The following is a 19,262-nucleotide window of genomic DNA, read 5'->3' as shown; positions in this document are numbered from 1 at the left end:
ATCACATCATCAATTCTGATCGATCACTCGGCCGCTTGGCCGAGCGCCTTGTCTGTCTTGGAGACACGCACGCGCAAAAGAAACACCAAGGTGGCGATCAGGATGAAGAACGCCGCCATCAGGAACGGCGCGCCCGCGAAGGTGACCGGCGCATCCGGCTTGGTGAAATAGCCGAACATCTGCGTGAAGATCAGCGGACCGATGATCGTCGTGATGCTGGAAAGGCTGGTCAGCGCCCCCTGGAGCTCACCTTGCGCCGAGGGCGGCACCTTGCCGGCCGCAATGCTGCGAAGCGGCGGATCGGCGATGTTTTCCATCACGGTCAGAACGATGACCGCATAGACCACCCATCCCTCACAGGCAAAGGCATAGCCGGTGAGACCGACCACCGAGAAGCAGAGCCCGACCACCGCCGTCTTCCATTCGCCGAGAACGGGCACGATCCGGGGCAGCACCAGCGCCATGACGACGGCGGCCCCGATCCCGTAAATGCCGAGCGAAAGCCCGATCTCGCCCTCGCTCCAATTGTAGCGGTAGCTGGTGACGAACGACCAGACAGCAGGATAGACGGCATGCGCCAGCCAGAACAGGAACATGACGGCAGCAATTGAACCGATGCCGGAATAGTTTCGCATCTGCTTCAACGCGCCAAGAGGATTGGCCCGCTTCCACTCGAAACGGCGCCGGTTCTTGGCATCGAGCGTCTCCGGCAGCAGGAAGCAGGCCGCAACGAAATTGAGGAACGACACCGCCGCCGCGCCATAAAAAGGCACGCGCGGCCCGAACTCGCCGAGGAAGCCGCCGATGACGGGACCGACTGTAAAGCCGACGCCGAAGGCGATGCCGATGAGGCCGAAATTCTTGGCGCGGTTCTCTTCGTTGCTGATGTCGGCGATATAGGCCGAACAGGTCGCGAAGCTGCCACCGCTCAAGCCCGCCAGCATGCGCCCGATGAACAGCATCCAGAAGCTGGTCGCCACCGCGCAGATGAGATTGTCGATCGCGAAGGTCAGAACCGAGAGCAGCAGCACCGGCCGCCGCCCGAAGCGATCGCTCAGATTGCCGAGCAACGGCGCGAACAAAAACTGCATGCCGGCATAGACGACGAGCAGCCAGCCGCCATCGAGCGCCGCATCGCTGACGGAACCGCCGGTGAGTTGCTCCAGATAAACAGGAAGCACCGGCATGATGATCGCGATCCCGATCACGTCGAGAAAAAGGATCATGAAGACGAGGAACAGTCCACGGCGGACGAATTTTGGATCAAGCATGCTGCATCTCTAAATCAGTACGTGTTCCAGAGGACGATCTCGTCCGCCGCTATGCTACATAGCCGGGAGAATGGAAACAATACGTGAACATTTCAATTGTTTTGATAGGCTAAAGACTTATATTGATAGACAACAGGAACAAATAGTGGACTTCGGGACCTTCTATTACTCCGCCTTTATGAAGTCGATAAAGGCCCGCAGCGCCGCCGGCATGTGGCGACGGCTGGCGTAATAGAGAAGCGGTCCGGAAAACTCCGTCACCCACTCCTCCAAAATGAGCTCCAGCCGCCCGGCCTCAACCTCGGGCATGACCACCTCCTCGAAGGTGCGTATGATGCCGAGACCGGCAACCGCAGCTCCCACCTCGATCTCCAACGCATTGGCCGACACCTGCCCCGTCGGCGTGATCATCAGCGTTTCGCCGTCCCGATCGAACTCCCAAGGTGTCGCGCTCGTACCGCTCCGGAACCGGTGGATGATGCAATCGTGGTCGATGAGATCGCGCGGATGCTTCGGCACGCCGCGCCGTTTGAGATAATCGGGCGACGCCGCCGTCACATAGCGCTGCCGGCGCGGGCCGATCGGCACGGCGATCATGTCGCGCTCCAGCCGCTCGTCATAGCGAATGCCCGCATCATAGCCGGCGCCGAGCACGTCTATGAAACTGTCCTCGCCGATCACCTCGATCCGCACCTTCGGATAGGCCTTCAGAAATCGGTTGATGATATCGGACAGGAAGGAGCGCGCTGCGATGGTCGGCACGTTGAGCCTGAGCGTTCCGGATGGTCCCTCACGGAAGCTGTCGAGTTGCCCGAGCGCCGACGCGACCTCCCCCAACGCCGGCGCCAGCCGTTCGAGAAGCCGCTGTCCGGCCTCGGTCGGCGTCACGCTGCGCGTCGTCCGGTTGAGAAGCCGCACCCCCAGCCGCTCTTCCAGCCGCCGCAGCGAATCGCTGAGCGACGAGGCCGAAACGCCCCGCTTGCGCGCCACCGCGCGAAAGCTTCTCTCCGTCGCGATTGCCGTGAAGGCATCGAGGTCGCTGAGTGGAAGATCATCCATTGTGCATTTTCCCGCACGATCGGCTCAAATTGAGCCGAACTATCGCACAAGGATGCACAAGACGAAAGCCGGCGGACGCGGCGCCGGAGACAGGACCTGCAACCGTCAGACCGGACCGGAGAAGGTATCGCAGGCCTGCATCTGGCCGGTGTCGAAGCCGCGCTTGAACCATTTCACGCGCTGCGCCGAGGTGCCGTGGTTGAAGCTCTCGGGCACGACATAGCCCTGGCTGCGCTTCTGCAGCGTATCGTCGCCGATCTGCTGCGCAGCATTCAGCGCCTCCTCGAGATCGCCCGCTTCCAGGATGCCCTTCTGCTGGGTGAACTTGCCCCAGATACCGGCGAAACAATCGGCCTGCAGTTCGACGCGCACCGACATCTTGTTGGCATCAGCCTCGCTCATGCGCTGGCGCGCCTCGTTGAACTTGGGCAGGATGCCGAGCAGGTTCTGCACGTGATGGCCGACCTCGTGCGAGACGACATAGGCCTCCGCGAAATCGCCCGATGCACCGAACTTGCGGCTGAGCTCATTGAAGAAAGCCGTGTCGAGATAGACCTTGCGGTCCTGAGGGCAATAGAACGGTCCCGTCGCGGCGGATGCGAAGCCACAACCCGACTGCGTCTGGCCTGAGAACAGCACCAGCTTTGGATCTTCGTATTGGCGTCCCATCGATTGGAAGATGCCCTGCCACGTATCCTCTGTCTCGGCGAGCACCGTGCGCACGAAGGCGGTCATCTCGTCATTGGCGGGTGTCTGGCTGCCGCTGGACTGGCTCTGCTCATAGCCCGGCCCACTCGACATGCCGCCATCCATCACCTGCAGCAGGTCGATGCCCATGGCCTTGAAGATCAGATAGAGCACGACGAGGAAGATGATGGTGCCGATGCTGAGCCCGCCACCGCGCCGGCCCATACCGCCGCCGGACGGAAAGCTGAAGCCGCCCCCTCGTCCCAATCCACCCATGGAAGGATCACCGCGACGATCCTCGATATTGTCGGACTGACGCCGGCCTTTCCATTCCATGATGATCTCCCCGCAGAGACTGCTTTCTCTCTCATCCCTTATATATCCGGGAGAATGGGAAATTCCAGCCGATTTCAACCACGCGTATCCGCCCTTCGCGGCCACGACAGGCGCTTGACGCGCGCTTTACTTTCGCCCCTTCTGCACGAGGGAGATATCGGAGGAGAACTGGCATGAAGGCAGTGCGGCTGGAAGCAATCGGGAACGTCTCTTTCAGCGAGGTGGAAAAGCCACGGCCCGGCGCCGGCGAGCTGCTGGTCCGCGTCGAGGCCTGCGGCATCTGCGGTACCGACAGGCACCTGCTTCATGGGGAGTTTCCATCCCGCCCGCCGATCACGCTCGGCCATGAATTCACCGGCATCGTCGAGGAAACCGGCCCCGCCGTCAGCGGTTTTCGCGAGGGCATGCGCATCACCGGCGACCCGAACATCTCCTGCGGCCAATGCGACCAGTGCCAGCGCGGCCGCGTCAATCTTTGCCGCAACCTCCAGGCAATCGGCATCAGCCGCGACGGCGGCTTCGCGGAGTATGTGATCGTCCCGCAAAAGCAGGCCTTCGCCCTGCCCGATGATCTAGATCCCCTGCACGGCGCCTTCTGCGAACCACTCGCCTGCTGCCTGCACGGCGTCGACCTGGCCGAAATCAGGACCGGCTCATCTGTGGTCGTATTGGGCGGCGGCGTCATCGGGCTGCTGGTCGTGCAACTCGCACGCCTTGCCGGCGCTACCGACGTGGTGCTCGTCACCCGCAGCGCCGACAAGCGGCGGCTGGCCGAAAGCCTCGGCGCGACAATGACCGCGGACCCTGGTGATGGCGACATCATCAAACACATTACCGCGCCCAATGGTCTGCTGCCGGGCGGCGCGGATGTCGTCATCGAATGCGCCGGCGTCGCCGAGACCGTCGAGCAGGCCCCTGCCCTTGCCCGTCATGGTGGCACGGTCGTGATTCTCGGCGTCATGCCGCAGGGCGCGAAAGTGTCGATCGAGCCCTTCGACCTGCTGTTTCGCGAAATCAGGCTGATCGGCTCCTTCATCAACCCCTTCACCCACAGGCGCGCCGCAGATCTTGTGGCCTCGGGCGTTATCAAGGTGGAGCCCCTGATATCGCGCCGTATCGGGCTTGCCGAAGCTGTGGAAGCGATCAGCAATCCGGCCCGTCCAGGCGAGATTCGAGCGCTCGTTTTGCCAGGTCTTGGCTAGCCCCTTCCGATTCCTGTCGATTCCGAAAATTATGGGGTTCCGTTCACGAATACATTTGCCTATAAGCCGCTTCTAGCCTGAAAAGACCATCATATGCGCGACCCGGCCGGTGCCTCCCACCCTGGCCGGCTTTCTGCGCAGCTAGGAAACGGAAAAAAGCCCATGCCGAAGCGCCAAGACATCAAATCGATCCTCATCATCGGCGCAGGACCGATCGTCATTGGCCAGGCATGCGAGTTCGACTATTCCGGCACGCAGGCCTGCAAGGCGCTGAAGGAGGAAGGCTACCGCGTCATCCTCGTCAACTCCAATCCGGCCACGATCATGACCGACCCGGGCCTCGCCGACGCAACCTATGTCGAGCCGATCACCCCTGAAGTCGTCGCCAAGATCATCGCCAAGGAGCGCCCCGACGCGCTGCTGCCGACCATGGGCGGCCAGACCGCGCTCAACACCGCGCTCTCTCTTAAGCGCATGGGCGTTCTAGACCGCTACAATGTCGAGATGATCGGCGCCAAGCCGGCCGCCATCGACATGGCCGAAGACCGCGCCCTGTTCCGCGAAGCCATGGACCGCATCGGCCTCGAAACCCCGCGCTCAATGCTCGCGAACGCCACCGACATCAAGGATGCCGACCGCAAGACGCATGAAGCCGAGCGCAACAAGCTGAAGGAAAGCCTCTCCGGCGCTGAGCTCGACAAGGCGCTCGACGCGCTGGAAAACCAGTGGAACCTCGGCGAAACCGACCGCAAGCAGCGCTACATCAGCCACGCCATGGCGATTGCCGCCCAGGCGATCGATGTCGTGGGCCTGCCCGCCATCATCCGCCCCTCCTTCACCATGGGCGGCACCGGCGGCGGCATTGCCTATAACCGCTCGGAGTTCTTCGAAATCATCGGCGGCGGCCTCGATGCCTCCCCGACCACCGAAGTGCTGATCGAGGAATCGGTACTTGGCTGGAAGGAATATGAAATGGAGGTCGTCCGCGACAAGGCGGACAACTGCATCATCATCTGCTCGATCGAAAACATCGACCCGATGGGCGTCCACACGGGCGACTCGATCACTGTCGCGCCGGCCCTGACGCTGACCGACAAGGAATACCAGATGATGCGCAACGCCTCGATCGCGGTTCTGCGCGAGATCGGCGTTGAAACCGGCGGCTCGAACGTCCAGTTCGCCGTCAACCCGAAGGACGGCCGCCTCGTCGTCATCGAAATGAACCCGCGCGTCTCGCGCTCGTCGGCTCTTGCATCGAAGGCCACCGGCTTCCCGATCGCCAAGGTCGCCGCAAAGCTCGCCATCGGCTACACGCTCGACGAACTCGACAACGACATCACCGGCGGCGCAACGCCCGCCTCGTTCGAACCGTCGATCGACTACGTCGTCACCAAGATCCCGCGCTTCGCATTCGAGAAGTTCCCGGGCGCCTCGCCGGTTCTGACGACAGCCATGAAGTCGGTCGGTGAAGTCATGGCGATCGGCCGCACCTTCGCCGAATCGCTGCAGAAGGCGCTTCGCGGCCTCGAAACCGGTCTCACCGGCCTCGACGAAATCGAAATCCCCGGCGTCGAGGAAGGCGAAGGCAGCCAGAACGCCATCCGCGCCGCCATCGGCACGCCGACGCCGGATCGCCTGCGCATGGTCGCCCAGGCGCTGCGCATGGGCATGAGCCCCGAGGAAGTTCACGAAGGCTGCAAGATCGACCCGTGGTTCATCGCCCAGTTCAAGGCGATCATCGACATGGAAGCGCGTGTTCGCGAGCACGGCCTGCCGACCGATGCCGCAAACCTGCGCACGCTGAAGGCCATGGGCTTCTCCGACGCGCGCCTCGCAACCCTCTCCGGCAAGCGCCCGAAGGAAGTGGCCGAACTGCGTAATTCGCTGAATGTCCGCCCGGTCTTCAAGCGCATCGATACCTGCGCCGCCGAATTCGCCTCGCCGACCGCCTACATGTATTCGAGCTACGAGACGCCTTTCGTCGGCGCCGCCCGCTCTGAAGCCGAGATCTCCGACCGCAAGAAGGTCGTCATCCTCGGCGGTGGTCCGAACCGTATCGGCCAGGGCATCGAGTTCGACTATTGCTGCTGCCATGCCGCGTTCGCCCTGCGCGACGCCGGCTATGAAGCCATCATGATCAACTGCAACCCGGAAACGGTCTCGACCGACTACGACACCTCCGATCGCCTCTACTTCGAGCCGCTGACGGCCGAAGACGTGATCGAAATCCTGCGCGCCGAGCAGGAAAAGGGCGAAGTCGTCGGCGTCATCGTGCAGTTCGGCGGCCAGACCCCGCTGAAGCTCGCCGAAGCGCTTGAGAAGAACGGCATCCCGATCCTCGGCACCGCGCCTGACATGATCGACCTCGCCGAAGACCGCGACCGCTTCCAGAAGCTCCTGATCAAGCTCGACCTGACGCAGCCGAACAACGGCATCGCCTACTCGGTCGAGCAGGCCCGCCTGGTCGCGACCGAAATCGGCTTCCCGCTGGTCGTTCGCCCGTCCTACGTTCTGGGTGGCCGCGCCATGCAGATCATCCACAACGAGAGCATGCTGCAGACCTACCTGCTCGACACCGTTCCGGAACTCGTGCCTGAGGACATCAAGCAGCGCTACCCGAACGACAAGACCGGCCAGATCAACACCCTGCTCGGCAAGAACCCGCTGCTCTTCGACAGCTACCTGTCGAACGCCATCGAAGTCGACGTCGACTGCCTCTCCGACGGCAAGGACGCCTTCATCGCCGGCATCATGGAGCACATCGAGGAAGCCGGCATTCACTCCGGTGACTCGGCCTGCTCGCTGCCGCCACGTACGCTCTCGCCTGAGATGATCGACGAGCTCGAGCGCCAGGCGAAGTCGATGGCCAAGGCTCTCAACGTCGTCGGCCTGATGAACGTGCAGTTCGCCATCAAGGACGGCACCGTCTACGTGCTCGAAGTGAACCCGCGCGCCTCGCGTACCGTTCCCTTCGTAGCCAAGACGATCGGCGCGCCGATCGCCAAGATCGCCGCCCGTGCCATGGCCGGCGAAAAGCTCGATCCGCTGTTTGCCGCCTACGGCGAGAAGCCGGATCCGCGCAACCTGAAGCACATCGCCGTCAAGGAAGCCGTCTTCCCGTTCGCCCGCTTCCCCGGCGTCGACACGCTGCTCGGCCCGGAAATGCGCTCGACCGGCGAAGTCATCGGCCTCGACACCGATTTCGCGCTGGCCTTCGCCAAGTCGCAGCTCGGCGCCAGTGTCGAACTGCCGCGTGACGGAACGGTCTTCGTATCGGTACGCGACGACGACAAGCCGCGCGTCCTTCCCGCGATCCGCATGCTGGTCGAACAGGGCTTCAAGGTTCTGGCCACCGGCGGCACCGCCCGCTTCCTCGCCGAAAACGGCATCGAGGCCGTGAAGATCAACAAGGTGCTCGAAGGCCGTCCGCACATCGAGGACGCCATCCGCAACCGTCAGGTCCAGCTGGTCATCAACACGACCGATAGCAACAAGGCGATCTCCGACTCCAAGTCGCTGCGCCGCGCGACGCTGATGCAGAAGGTACCCTACTACACCACCATGGCCGGCGCCGAAGCAGCCGCCCAGGCGATCAAGGCGCTGAAGGCCGGCAACCTCGAGGTTCGCCCGCTGCAGAGCTACTTCGCCTAAGATATCAAAGCCGGCCGTGACCCTTCACGGCCGGCTTTTTCCGGCGTACGACAGCCACTGTCACAACACGCCGAAGTGTCGCAAAACGCGACAATCCACCTGAGATTTCAAACCCTTCGCGATCATGTTACGATATCCCCACACGTGAGGGGCATCGATGGGCAAGAATATCGTCATTCTGTTCGATGGCACGTCGAACGAAATCTCCGCCGACCGCACCAATATTCTGAGGCTGTTCGGCGTTCTCGACCGCAGTGACAGGCAGATCGTCTATTACGATCCCGGCGTCGGCACCTTCGGCGCCGCCAATGCCTGGTCCAACGCCTACCGCAAGACGGTCGAGCTCTGGGGCCTGGCAACAGGCTGGGGCCTCGACCAGAACGTCAAGGAAGCCTACCGCTTCCTCGTCGACAATTACGAGCCCGGCGAACCGGGGGACGATCAAGAGTATCGGGACCGCGACAACATCTACATCTTCGGTTTCAGCCGCGGCGCCTATACAGCGCGGGTGCTGGCGGGTTTCGTCCATTCGCTCGGACTGATGAGCAAGTACCACGTCAACCTGATCGACTACGCCTACAACACCTACAAGGGCATCTCCGAAAGCGAGCAGCAGCAGGGCGGAACGGATGCCGCCGATGTCGACTGGGATGCGCCCTCGGCCTTCAAGACCATGCGTCTCTACGAACGCACGCTGAAGACAGACCGCCCGTCGATCAAGCTGCTTGGCCTCTTCGACACCGTTTCCTCGGTCATCGTTTGGGGCAAATGGCGCCCGCAACTCCTGACGCTTCCTTTTACCGATCGTAATCCGAGCGTCGAAGTGGTCCGCCACGCGCTCGCCATCGATGAGCGGCGAACCATGTTCAATCCGCTGCCATGGCGACAGGGACAGGACTACTGGGGCGGCCCCTTCAAGCCGCCGGCCCCGCCCCCGCAGAATGTGAAGGAAGTCTGGTTCTCGGGCGTTCATGGCGATATCGGCGGCGGCTATCCGGAAGCGGAGAGTGCGGCGATCAAGATACCGCTCGCCTGGATGATAGCCGAGACCCGAAGCACCGGCCTCACCTATAACGAGGACGCGGTTAGCGAGCTCGTCCATGGCGACAATCCGACCAAGAGCTATGTCCGGCCGGCTCCAACAGCGCCGCTGCACGACTCCATGAACTGGGCGTGGAGATTGCTCGAATATGTGCCGAGGCGGGTGCCGATCACCTCCTGGCGCAAGCGCGGCGACACGACGCGCATCTACCTGCCGCTGGCCGACCGCCGCTTTATCCCCGACGGCGCCTCGCTGCACCAATCCGTCATCGACCGGCTGTCGTCGTCGACGGCACCGCCCTACGCCCCGCCTAACCTGCCGCTACGCTTCGAGACGGAGCCCTGGAGCAACGACGGCCCGCCACCATCAGAAGATTCGGCGATCTCGATGATCACTCCGGCCGCTTGAAATAGGCCTCGAGCCGGTAGCCGTCAGGATCGATGACGAAGGCGGCATAATAGAACTGGCTGTAATCCGGCCGCACGCCCGGCGCACCATTATCTGTTCCGCCATTGGCAAGCCCGGCCGCGTAAAATGCATCGACGGACTCTTCCGACGGCGCCACGAAGCAGAAATGCAGCCCGGATTCCATATCGGGCACCACAGGCCGCGCCACCTCGCCGACCCAGAGCCCCACCCGATCAGCGCCATAACCGCTGACATTGCCGAAATTCGTCAGCCGCTCATAGCCGAGCGGCGCCAGCGCCGCATCGTAAAACGTCTGCGACTTCTCAAGGCTCTTCACACCAATCGACACATGATCGAACATAAACGGTCTCCAGATTACTTTGCCGGCAACGCTACAACATTCGCGCCGAAGCGCCATGGCAATTCGCAAGGCCAGCGATCGTCAGGCCGCCATCCCGACCATCAGCTCCCGCACCCGCACCATATCCGCCCGAAAGAGCGCCATCTCCTCCGCCTTCAGCCGCTCGTCTGGAATGCGCAGCAGATAGGACGGGTGGACGGTGACGAACAGTGTTCGCTCCTTGCCCATCCTGATCGGCTGCCCCCTGATATCGGACAGCTTGTGCTTCGTATCCGTCAGCGCAGTCAGCGCGGTGGCGCCCATGGCGACGATCAGCTTCGGCTTGACGAGGTCGATCTCCAGGTTGAGCCACCAGCGGCAATGCGTGACCTCGCCCATGTTCGGCCGCTGGTGAATGCGGCGCTTGCCGCGCGGCTCGTATTTGAAGTGCTTCACCGCATTGGTCACATAGACCGACTGCCGGTCGATCCCCGCCTCGCCGGCCACCTGGTCGAACACCTTGCCCGCAGGCCCGACAAACGGCCGGCCGGCGAGATCTTCCTGATCTCCCGGCTGCTCGCCGACGAACATCACCTTCGCATCTTCAGGACCCTCGCCGAACACCGTCTGTGTCGCCTTCTCGTGCAGCGGACAGCGCGTGCAGACGGCCGCCTCCTCGCGCAGCGCCGCCAGCGTGCCCACCGGCGCCCTTGGTGCTGCGGGCACCCGGCGCGCGGCTTCCTGCAGCCGGTCGTGAAACGGCAGCGGCTCGCTCGCCTGGCGTTTGGCCATCTCCAGAACCTTGCTTTCCGCATCGGCGATCATGCCGGGAATGAGATCGGCCTCGGGCAGGTTCTTCCAGTATTTCTTCGGCATCTCCGCCTGCATCGCCTTCACCTTGAGACGGGCCGGATTGAAGATGTTGGCATAATAGGTCCGCCACAACTGGTCAGCCGGATCGGTGAGATCGGGCTTCTCGCAAGGGTCATGGCTGACAGTCAGCTTCTCGCCATCCCAGGCAGCCGACCCCTTCGGCGTCGCGATCACCCAGTCCATGTCGTTGAACCGCTTCTGGAAGAACGGCGCCTTGCGGGCGACGATGTGATGATCGGGTTCGAACCATGCGAGAAACTTCCGCCGCCCATTGAGCGAAATCCCCGAGCCCACCTCCTTGAAGCGCACGAAAGCGGTCATCTTGTGCGCGTCGCGGCGCACGCTCTTGTCCATGGCGCGGGCTCGCGCCACGTCCTCGTCCGAGGCGACGTCGAGCAAAGACCGATCGCTCTGCAGCCGCCAGAGCAGCCGGTAGAGCAGATAGAACCGCATCGGATCGCTATGGCAGATCACGGCTTCCGCAAGCCCGATAAAGGCGGGCGGCACCGTCAGCGGCTTGGAAGCATCGAGCGCCGGCAGCTTCGACGAGGCTTCAGGCGCAGCAAACAGATCCATCTCGCGATACCGCTCCCGCCACTCGATCTCCTCGGGCGCAACACCGGATGCCGCCAGCCGCCGCGCCGCGTCCCGCCACTCGGCCAATTCCCCCCGGCCCTCCAGCAACACGGTAATCATCACAGCAACGACAGTTGTTCCGGCTTCGGCTCGAACATCGCCCTAAGATCCGGCCGGTCGATCAGCCGGCGCGGCGACCAGCCTTCGGCCGAGATGAACGCCTGCACCTTCTTGATCGACACGCCGAGCCGCGTCAGATCCTCGATCCGGAGCTTTCTGAAACGACGCGCCGAGAGGATGGACTTCACCGTCTTCGTCCCCAGCCCTGGAACGCGGAGCAGGGTTTCACGCGGCGCCCTGTTGATATCGACCGGGAAGTCGTTCCGGTTGCCGAGTGCCCAAGCGAGTTTCGGGTCGAGATTGAGGTCGAGCATGCCACCCTCCTGCGAGGACGTGATCTCGTCGATCCCGAAACCATAGAAGCGATAAAGCCAATCCGCCTGATAGAGCCGGTGCTCGCGCATCAGCGGCGGCTTGATCAGCGGCAGGTTCTTCGACGAGTCGGGAATGGGGCTGAAGGCGGAGTAGTAGACGCGCCTCAGCCCGTAGCTCCCGTAAAGCTGCGCGCTGGTGCCGAGAATGGTCGCATCATTGGCGCCATCGGCGCCGACGATCATCTGCGTGCTCTGCCCGCCAGGCACGAAACGCTTGCGCCGCTTGGTCTGCAGCGTCGGCTCGGACGCGGCCTCGATCTTCAATCTCAAATCGCCCATCGAGCGACGAATGCTGGCCGGTTTCTTCTCCGGCGCCAGTTGCGCGATGCCGCGATCGGTCGGCAGCTCGATGTTAAGCGACAGACGGTCGGCATAGAGCCCGGCTTCCTCGATCAGATGCGGCGAGGCCTCGGGAATGGATTTCAGATGAATATAGCCGCGGAAATTATGGGTGGTGCGCAACTCCCGCACGATCCGCACCATCTCCTCCATCGTGTGGTCGGAGGAGCGGATGATGCCAGACGACAGGAACAGCCCCTCGATATAGTTGCGCCGATAAAACTCCAGCGTCAGCCAGATAACCTCCTCCGGCGTGAACCGCGCCCGCTCCACATTGCTGGACGAGCGATTGATGCAATAGGCGCAGTCGTAGATGCAGAAGTTGGTGAGCAGGATCTTCAGCAGCGAAATGCATCGTCCATCCGGCGCATAGGCATGGCAGATGCCGGCGCCTTCCGTCGAACCAAGCCCACCGCTCTTTCCGGAATCGCGCTTGGTCGTACCGCTGGAGGCGCAGGAGGCGTCATATTTGGCCGCGTCCGAGAGGATGGCCAACCGCTCTTCGAGTGACTTCTTCATGTCTATGTTCACTATATGTTCTGTCGCTAACAGTCAAGAAAAGCCGCTTCCGATTGATGTTTTTCAAGTTTGACGCGAAAAGCCATGAGGGGTTGCAAGTCGCTTCATCGAATTCTCTGGAAATCGACGGAGGCAATCTGCTATAAACGAAGCAGATAGAGTTTTTGCATGGTTCCGAAGTTCCCCTTCGGGACCTGTTTTCTTTTGTGTCTCTGCCTAGCCGACACAAAGACTGAAGGACAAGAAAATGGTTGATAAGGTACCGATGACGCAGGGTGGTTTCGTCAAGCTGCAGGAAGAGCTGCGCTGGCGTCAGCAGGAAGAACGCCCGCGAATCATCGAGGCGATTGCCGAGGCCCGCGCACACGGCGACCTCTCGGAAAACGCCGAGTACCATGCCGCCAAGGAAGCGCAGAGCCACAACGAAGGTCGCATCGGCGAGCTCGAGGATCTGACGGCCCGCGCCGAGGTTATCGACCTCTCCAAGATGTCCGGCAGCACGATCAAGTTCGGCGCCAAGGTGAAGCTCGTCGATGAGGACACCGAGGAAGAAAAGACCTACCAGATCGTCGGCGACCAGGAAGCCGACGTGAAGGCCGGCCGCATCTCCATCTCCTCCCCGATCGCCCGCGCGCTGATCGGCAAGGAAGTCGGCGATTCCATCGAAGTCAACGCGCCCGGCGGCTCCAAGGCTTACGAAGTTCTGGCCATCACCTGGGGCTGAGGACCTTGGCGGATCGCGGCCGATCGCACATCGTCGACATCGCTGACGTCGAAATCATAGCGCCGAACTTCAAGAAGCGTTTGTCAGGCGTCACCTCGACGATCATCCAGCTTGTCCCGGTCCAGCGGGCGCTCGGTCAGAAGATCGCGGCGCTCGGGCCGGGCCTGCCGGCATCGATCCCGCATATCCGCTTCCGCGATCTCTCAAATTTGTGGCGCGCACCTTCGACCCGGCCCTTCCGCGTTTGGCACGCCCGCCGCAATATCGAGATGCTCCCTGCCCTCATCATGCGCGACCTCCTCTGCATGAAGCTGAAGATCGTCTTCACCTCCGCATCGCAGCGCAAACACAGCGGCTGGACGAAGTTCCTTGTCTCGAAGATGGACGCGGTCATCGCGACCTCGGGCAAGACCGCGAACTATCTGGAAGTGCCCAGCACCGTCATCCTGCACGGCATCGACACCGCCCGCTTCTCGCCTCCATCCGACAAGGCGCAGGCCAAGCGCGAATGCGGCCTCGACCCGGACAAGAAGATCGCCGGCTGCTTCGGCCGCGTCCGCCACCAGAAGGGCACCGACCTCTTCGTCGATACCATGCTGCGGCTTCTCCCCGACCACCCGGAGTGGAGCGCCATCATCGCCGGCCGCGCCACGGCCCAGCATGTCGAGTTCGAGAACGGCCTGAAGGCCAAGGTCGCCGCCGCCGGCCTCTCAGACCGCATCCTTTTCGTCGGCGAACATACGAACATCAACGACTGGTTCCGCGCGCTCGATCTCTTCGTCGCGCCGCAGCGCTGGGAAGGTTTTGGCCTGACCCCGCTCGAAGCCATGGCCACAGGCGTCCCCGTCGTCGCAACCGACGTCGGCGCTTTTCCCGAAATCGTCACGACAGGCGATAACGGCGCAGGCCTGCTGATTGCGCGAGACGATCTCGATGCGATGGCAAACGCCGTTTCGGAACTCATGGCTGATGAAAGCCGCCTGGCACGGCTCGCCGCCAACGCCCAGACGCATGTCATGGAAAACTTCCGGATCGAAGGCGAGGCCACGAAGCTGAAGGCCGTCTACGACAGCCTCGGCTGAGACAACTCAGACTTCGGTCAATCCGAGTTTCTTGATCTGGCGGATCGTCAGCATGGTGCGCACCGTGTCGACATGCTCGTTGGCGGTCAGCACCTCGATGACGAAATCCTGGAACCGCGTCAGATTTTCGGCCACGCAATGCAGCAGGAAGTCGCTATCGCCCGAGACCATCCAGGCCTGGCGCACCAGCGGCCACTGCGTCGTCGCCGCGGCAAACGCCTTGAGATTGGCTTCCGACTGATGCTTGAGTCCAACCATGCAGAAGGCGACGAGATCGAAGCCCAGCTTCGGGCTATTCAGCATCGCGTGGTAGCCTTCGATAACGCCGGACTCTTCCAGCTTGCGCACACGCCGAAGACAGGGCGGCGCCGAGATGCCGACCCGGTCGGCGAGCTCGACGTTGGTCATGCGCCCATCCGCCTGCAGCTCACGCAAGATCTTGATATCGATGGCGTCCAGTTCAGCGCGAACCAAGCGAGTGCCTTTCTTTAAATTCGTGAATCCAGCTTCTATATAAAGCGGCACAATACGCAAGAATCTTTCCCTGAGATGACGGAATCTTGCACATCCACATCGAATGCCTTGTTGGTAACGCAAGGCTGCCCTTGAATAAAAGCATTGGTCGTTCATAAATAACGCATGGACGCGTGATGGCCGTATTCGCCTTATATCCAGCGCGTCCAGCCAGTTGAAAGGAAGTCTCATGTCCGCCCGCCACACCAAGGTGCTCATCATCGGATCCGGCCCCGCCGGCTATACCGCTGCCGTCTATGCGGCGCGCGCGATGCTGAAGCCGGTCCTGATCGCAGGGATGGAGCAAGGCGGACAGCTGATGATCACCACCGACGTCGAGAACTATCCGGGCTTCGCCGATCCGATCCAGGGCCCCTGGCTGATGGACCAGATGCTGCAGCAGGCCAAGCACGTCGGCGCCGAGATCGTCAACGACATCGTCACCGAAGTCGAAATGAACCAGCGCCCCTTCGTCGCCCGCACCGATAGCGGCCAGGTCTGGACCGCAGACACGCTGATCATCGCGACCGGCGCCAAGGCCAAGTGGCTCGGCATCGAGAGCGAGCAGACCTTCCAGGGCTTCGGCGTCTCCGCTTGCGCCACCTGCGACGGCTTCTTCTATCGCAACAAGGACGTGATCGTGGTCGGCGGCGGCAACTCGGCCGTCGAGGAAGCGCTGTATCTCTCGAACATCGCCAAGACCGTGACGGTCGTTCACCGCCGCGACAGTTTCCGCTCGGAAAAGATCCTGCAGGAACGCATCTTCGCCAAGGAGAACGTCAAGATCCTCTGGAACACCGAGATCGCCGAAATCACCGGCGCGTCGGCCAAGCCGCCGATGCCGCCATCCGTCTCTGGCGTTCGCCTGCGCGACACGCGCACCGGCACTGTTGCCGACCACACGATCGACGGCGTCTTCGTGGCCATCGGCCATGCGCCGGCAACCGAGCTCTTCAAGGGCAAGCTGAAGCTGAAGGACAACGGCTACCTCTGGACTGCGCCGGATTCGACCGCGACCTCGGTCGAGGGCGTATACGCGGCCGGCGACGTCACCGACGACACCTTCCGCCAGGCGATCACCGCCGCCGGCATGGGCTGCATGGCAGCGCTCGAGGCCGAACGTTATCTCACGGGCCACATGCCCGTCGCCGTAGCTGCGGAGTAATATCGGCATGAGGGGTGGTGGAATGCCGTTGGACTGGGACAAGCTGCGTATTTTCCACGCAGCTGCCGAAGCCGGTTCGTTTACGCACGCGGCCGACAAGCTGCATCTGTCCCAATCCGCGATCAGCCGTCAGGTGAGCGCGCTGGAGCAGGATGTAGGCACCAAGCTGTTCCACCGCCACGCCCGCGGCCTCATCCTAACGGAACAGGGCGAGCTGCTCTACCGTACCGCCCATGACGTGCTCCTGAAGCTCGAAACCGTGAAGATGCAACTGACCGAGACGACGGAAACGCCGTCGGGCAAGCTGCGCGTCACAACGACGGTCGGCCTCGGCCAGGGCTGGCTCACGGACAAGATCCAGGAGTTCATGCAGCTCTATCCGGATGTCCAGATCCAGCTCATCCTCGACAACGAGGAAGTGGATGTGAACATGCGCTACGCCGATTGCGCGATTCGTCTTCGCCAGCCGCAGCAATCCGATCTCATTCAGCGCAAGCTGTTCACCGTGCACATGCACGTCTACGCAGCCCCCTCCTACATCAACCGATATGGCGAGCCGCAGGCGGTCGAGGATCTCGACAACCACCGAATCATCACCTTCGGCGAACCGGCGCCGAACTATCTTCTCGACGTGAACTGGCTTGAAATCGCCGGCCGCTCGTCGGACAACAAGCGCATTCCGCACCTGCAGATCAACAGCCAGACCTCGATCAAGCGCGCCTGCCTGCTCGGCATGGGCGTCGCCTGCCTGCCCGACTATATCGTCGGCCGCGACCCGGGCCTGATTCAGCTGCCGATCAACGCCGACGTGCCGTCCTTCGACACCTATTTCTGCTATCCCGACGAAATGAAGAACGCCGCCAAGCTCAAGGCTTTCCGCGACTTCATCGTCAGCAAGGCCAGAAACTGGAGTTTCTAACTGTTTTTACGGCGAAATTCGCAGCCGTGCAGTTCACGCATGTCTGACATGCACAAAAATTGGTTGCCGGCTGCACATTAAAACACCATATCAACCTCAGCTGATGCACACGGTGGCTTTTCCTCCCAGTTCCACCGCATTAGCTGTTCCCCTCTGGAGGTTTAGACCTTCATACCTATAAAGGGCCCCGAGCTTTCGGTGGCCCTCTTTTTTTGCCTTGATTTGCCCTAATTTTCCGCATCGCAGCATAAAATGCTGCATTGCATAGCAGGCATGCGCAAACGGGCATTGAAATCTGCCCGCCAAAGCATCATATCGCACTCAGTTGATGCACATGGCGGTTCTCTCCCAGTGCCGCTGCATTAGCTGTTCCCCTCTGGAGGTTGAATAACCTTCACACCTTAAAGGGCCCCGTTCATTCGGTGGCCCTCTTTTTTTGCTTAAAATTTAACCACGGAAAAAATCGCACGCGCCGTTCGCGCATGTCTTGAACATCGAAAATCGTCGATCCATATATCGATCAGAAACGATTTATGGTTCGGCAAACGACGATGGACATTGACGAAATCCTGAAAGCGATATCCCATCCCAAGCGGATGGAGATTCTGAACTGGCTGAAGAATCCCGAAGAGCATTTCTCTTCGCAAGAGCATCCGCTCGAAATGGGTGTCTGCGCCAGCCAGTTCGAACGCTGTGGCCTCTCCCAATCGACCGTCTCCGCCCATCTGGGCACGCTCAGCCGCGCCAATCTCGTGACCACGCGCCGGGTCGGCCAGTGGATCTTCTACAAGCGCAACGAAGAAACCATCGCTGCCTTCCTCAAGCAACTGGCACAGGATCTCTAGACATGCCCCTCGCCCTCCTCGTCCTGGCGCTCAGCGCTTTTGCGATCGGCACGACCGAATTCGTCATCATGGGCCTGCTGCCCGAAGTCGCCACCGACCTTGCAGTGACGATCCCACAGGCCGGCTGGCTCGTTACCGGCTACGCGCTTGCCGTCGCCGTCGGCGCCCCTGTCATGGCGGTCTCCACCGCGCACCTGAAACGCCGCACGGCGCTGATCGCGCTCATGGCCTTCTTCATTGCCGGCAATCTGCTTTGCGCGCTGGCGCCGAGCTATTGGGTGCTGATGATCGCCCGTGTCGTCACCGCGCTCTGCCATGGCGCATTCTTCGGCATCGGCTCCGTCGTCGCCGCCAGCCTTGTGGCCCCGGATCGCCGCGCCCGAGCCGTAGCGCTGATGTTCACCGGCCTGACGCTCGCCAACGTGCTCGGCGTGCCGCTTGGCACCGCGATCGGCCAGGCATTCGGCTGGCGCTCGACATTCGCTGTCGTCACCGTCCTCGGCATCATCACCATCGCTGGCCTGATCGCCGTGCTCCCGAGGGACCGCCAAGAAGAACAGGGCAACATCTTCCGCGAGATCGCCGCCCTGAAGAACGGGCACCTCTGGCTGGCGCTGTCGACCACCGTTTTCTTTTCCGCCTCGATGTTCGCGCTCTTCACCTACATCGCGCCGCTGCTGCGTGATGTCACCGGCCTGTCGCCGCAGGGCGTCACCTGGACGCTGTTCCTGATCGGCCTCGGCCTAACCGTCGGCAATCTTCTTGGCGGCAAGCTCGCCGACTGGAAGCTTGGGCCGACGCTCGCCGGCGTCTTCGCGATGATCGCCGTCACCTCGGTCGCCTTCGGCTTCACCAGCCCCTATTTCATCGCCGCCGAAATCACCCTCTTCGTCTGGGCCGTGGCGACCTTCGCCGCCGTTCCCGCCCTGCAGGTCGGCGTCGTGCACTTCGGCAAGGATGCGCCCAATCTCGTCTCGACGATCAATATCGGCGCCTTCAACACCGGTAACGCGCTCGGCGCCTGGGCTGGCGGCATGGCCATCGAGCTCGGCTTCGACATGACCCGCGTGCCGCTCGTCGCGGCCTTCATGGCCCTGATCGGCCTCGTCGTCACGGCACTTACCTATCTCTCCGCCAAGGGCAAGGCAGCCATGCCTGCCCCGGCTGAATGATCCTTCCAACGCCCCCAAACCACTAGCACCACCGAAAGGACTTCC

Annotated in this window: 16 protein-coding genes; 9 read left to right on the top strand and 7 right to left on the bottom strand. The window is 62.1% G+C overall.

All coding sequences use genetic code 11. The features are described 5' to 3' along the window. Positions 1–23 precede the first annotated feature (23 nt). From ACCD05_RS07955 to ACCD05_RS07945, 3 genes are all read right to left on the bottom strand, one after another. Complete coding sequence (locus ACCD05_RS07955) at positions 24–1,271, bottom strand: TCR/Tet family MFS transporter (protein ID WP_413392029.1); 1,248 nt, start codon at positions 1,269–1,271, stop codon at positions 24–26. 165 nt (positions 1,272–1,436) lie between these two features. Beyond that, positions 1,437–2,330 (bottom strand): LysR family transcriptional regulator, encoded by an 894-nt coding sequence (locus tag ACCD05_RS07950; protein WP_413392028.1) that lies wholly within the window; start codon positions 2,328–2,330, stop codon positions 1,437–1,439. A gap of 105 nt (positions 2,331–2,435) precedes the next feature. Next, positions 2,436–3,353 carry a neutral zinc metallopeptidase gene (locus ACCD05_RS07945; protein WP_413392027.1) on the bottom strand — a complete coding sequence of 306 codons (918 nt, stop codon included), beginning with the start codon at positions 3,351–3,353 and terminating at the stop codon, positions 2,436–2,438. A 173-nt stretch (positions 3,354–3,526) separates the two neighbouring features. On the opposite strand from ACCD05_RS07945, the gene ACCD05_RS07940 reads away from it, so the two are divergent. The 3 genes from ACCD05_RS07940 to ACCD05_RS07930 all read left to right on the top strand — a co-directional run bounded on the left by ACCD05_RS07940 (position 3,527) and on the right by ACCD05_RS07930 (position 9,656). Next, entirely contained in the window at positions 3,527–4,555 is a 1,029-nt protein-coding gene (locus ACCD05_RS07940) for a zinc-dependent alcohol dehydrogenase family protein (RefSeq protein WP_413392026.1), read from the top strand. 162 nt (positions 4,556–4,717) lie between these two features. Continuing rightward, positions 4,718–8,206 carry a carbamoyl-phosphate synthase large subunit gene (gene carB / locus ACCD05_RS07935; protein ID WP_047506004.1) on the top strand — a complete coding sequence of 1,163 codons (3,489 nt, stop codon included), beginning with the start codon at positions 4,718–4,720 and terminating at the stop codon, positions 8,204–8,206. Between the two features lie 157 nt (positions 8,207–8,363). Beyond that, positions 8,364–9,656, top strand: coding sequence for a T6SS phospholipase effector Tle1-like catalytic domain-containing protein (locus ACCD05_RS07930; RefSeq protein ID WP_413392025.1), 1,293 nt, complete (start codon positions 8,364–8,366; stop codon positions 9,654–9,656). Here the strand turns inward: ACCD05_RS07930 and ACCD05_RS07925 are convergent. The 3 genes from ACCD05_RS07925 to ACCD05_RS07915 form a co-directional block, all read right to left on the bottom strand. Further along, entirely contained in the window at positions 9,640–10,017 is a 378-nt protein-coding gene (locus tag ACCD05_RS07925; protein ID WP_413392024.1) for a VOC family protein, read from the bottom strand. The two genes, ACCD05_RS07930 and ACCD05_RS07925, sit on opposite strands and share 17 nt — an antisense overlap. 81 nt (positions 10,018–10,098) lie before the next feature. After that, positions 10,099–11,565, bottom strand: coding sequence for a UdgX family uracil-DNA binding protein (locus ACCD05_RS07920; RefSeq protein ID WP_413392023.1), 1,467 nt, complete (start codon positions 11,563–11,565; stop codon positions 10,099–10,101). Next, positions 11,565–12,797 (bottom strand): putative DNA modification/repair radical SAM protein, encoded by a 1,233-nt coding sequence (locus ACCD05_RS07915; protein ID WP_112980119.1) that lies wholly within the window; start codon positions 12,795–12,797, stop codon positions 11,565–11,567. The genes ACCD05_RS07920 and ACCD05_RS07915 overlap by 1 nt, the downstream gene beginning before the upstream one ends. 247 nt (positions 12,798–13,044) lie before the next feature. Between ACCD05_RS07915 and greA the strand changes: the two genes are divergently transcribed. Continuing rightward, positions 13,045–13,521, top strand: a complete 477-nt coding sequence (gene greA / locus ACCD05_RS07910) for a transcription elongation factor GreA (RefSeq protein WP_018897430.1) — start codon at positions 13,045–13,047, stop codon at positions 13,519–13,521. 29 nt (positions 13,522–13,550) lie between these two features. Then, positions 13,551–14,603: a glycosyltransferase family 4 protein gene (locus tag ACCD05_RS07905; protein WP_413392076.1), complete on the top strand. Its 1,053-nt coding sequence runs from the start codon at positions 13,551–13,553 to the stop codon at positions 14,601–14,603. A gap of 6 nt (positions 14,604–14,609) precedes the next feature. Here ACCD05_RS07905 and ACCD05_RS07900 read toward each other — a convergent pair whose 3' ends face one another. Continuing rightward, on the bottom strand, positions 14,610–15,077 hold the full coding sequence (locus ACCD05_RS07900) for an Lrp/AsnC family transcriptional regulator (protein ID WP_018897428.1): 468 nt from the start codon (positions 15,075–15,077) through the stop codon (positions 14,610–14,612). Between the two features lie 229 nt (positions 15,078–15,306). Here ACCD05_RS07900 and trxB point away from each other — a divergent pair, with 229 nt between their 5' ends. From trxB to ACCD05_RS07880, 4 genes are all read left to right on the top strand, one after another. Next, the gene (trxB, locus tag ACCD05_RS07895) at positions 15,307–16,281 is read left to right on the top strand and encodes a thioredoxin-disulfide reductase (RefSeq protein ID WP_413392022.1); all 975 of its coding nucleotides are present in this window, start codon (positions 15,307–15,309) and stop codon (positions 16,279–16,281) included. A gap of 22 nt (positions 16,282–16,303) precedes the next feature. Then, a complete protein-coding gene (locus tag ACCD05_RS07890; protein WP_018897426.1) occupies positions 16,304–17,200 on the top strand; it encodes a LysR family transcriptional regulator VtlR in 897 nt (298 codons plus the stop codon). Between the two features lie 551 nt (positions 17,201–17,751). Further along, the gene (locus ACCD05_RS07885; protein WP_413392021.1) at positions 17,752–18,045 is read left to right on the top strand and encodes an ArsR/SmtB family transcription factor; all 294 of its coding nucleotides are present in this window, start codon (positions 17,752–17,754) and stop codon (positions 18,043–18,045) included. Between the two features lie 2 nt (positions 18,046–18,047). After that, entirely contained in the window at positions 18,048–19,217 is a 1,170-nt protein-coding gene (locus tag ACCD05_RS07880; protein WP_413392020.1) for an MFS transporter, read from the top strand. Positions 19,218–19,262 lie beyond the last annotated feature (45 nt).

This window comes from Rhizobium sp. Rhizsp42 (genome assembly GCF_047304155.1).
Classification (GTDB): domain Bacteria; phylum Pseudomonadota; class Alphaproteobacteria; order Rhizobiales; family Rhizobiaceae; genus Rhizobium.
Note: the sequence above shows the minus strand (reverse complement) of the source record. Positions and strands in the feature narration are given on the sequence as shown.

What these genes read in the sequence shown, in the direction of transcription:
- ACCD05_RS07890 (WP_018897426.1), top strand. Translation starts at nt 16,304, where the DNA reads ATGCCGTTGGACTGGGACAAGCTGCGTATTTTCCACGCAGCTGCCGAA.
- ACCD05_RS07880 (WP_413392020.1), top strand. Translation starts at nt 18,048, where the DNA reads ATGCCCCTCGCCCTCCTCGTCCTGGCGCTCAGCGCTTTTGCGATCGGC.
- trxB (WP_413392022.1), top strand. Translation starts at nt 15,307, where the DNA reads ATGTCCGCCCGCCACACCAAGGTGCTCATCATCGGATCCGGCCCCGCC.
- ACCD05_RS07950 (WP_413392028.1), bottom strand. Translation starts at nt 2,330, where the DNA reads ATGGATGATCTTCCACTCAGCGACCTCGATGCCTTCACGGCAATCGCG.
- ACCD05_RS07885 (WP_413392021.1), top strand. Translation starts at nt 17,752, where the DNA reads ATGGACATTGACGAAATCCTGAAAGCGATATCCCATCCCAAGCGGATG.
- ACCD05_RS07915 (WP_112980119.1), bottom strand. Translation starts at nt 12,797, where the DNA reads ATGAAGAAGTCACTCGAAGAGCGGTTGGCCATCCTCTCGGACGCGGCC.
- ACCD05_RS07955 (WP_413392029.1), bottom strand. Translation starts at nt 1,271, where the DNA reads ATGCTTGATCCAAAATTCGTCCGCCGTGGACTGTTCCTCGTCTTCATG.
- ACCD05_RS07920 (WP_413392023.1), bottom strand. Translation starts at nt 11,565, where the DNA reads ATGATTACCGTGTTGCTGGAGGGCCGGGGGGAATTGGCCGAGTGGCGG.
- ACCD05_RS07930 (WP_413392025.1), top strand. Translation starts at nt 8,364, where the DNA reads ATGGGCAAGAATATCGTCATTCTGTTCGATGGCACGTCGAACGAAATC.
- ACCD05_RS07925 (WP_413392024.1), bottom strand. Translation starts at nt 10,017, where the DNA reads ATGTTCGATCATGTGTCGATTGGTGTGAAGAGCCTTGAGAAGTCGCAG.
- carB (WP_047506004.1), top strand. Translation starts at nt 4,718, where the DNA reads ATGCCGAAGCGCCAAGACATCAAATCGATCCTCATCATCGGCGCAGGA.
- greA (WP_018897430.1), top strand. Translation starts at nt 13,045, where the DNA reads ATGGTTGATAAGGTACCGATGACGCAGGGTGGTTTCGTCAAGCTGCAG.
- ACCD05_RS07945 (WP_413392027.1), bottom strand. Translation starts at nt 3,353, where the DNA reads ATGGAATGGAAAGGCCGGCGTCAGTCCGACAATATCGAGGATCGTCGC.
- ACCD05_RS07940 (WP_413392026.1), top strand. Translation starts at nt 3,527, where the DNA reads ATGAAGGCAGTGCGGCTGGAAGCAATCGGGAACGTCTCTTTCAGCGAG.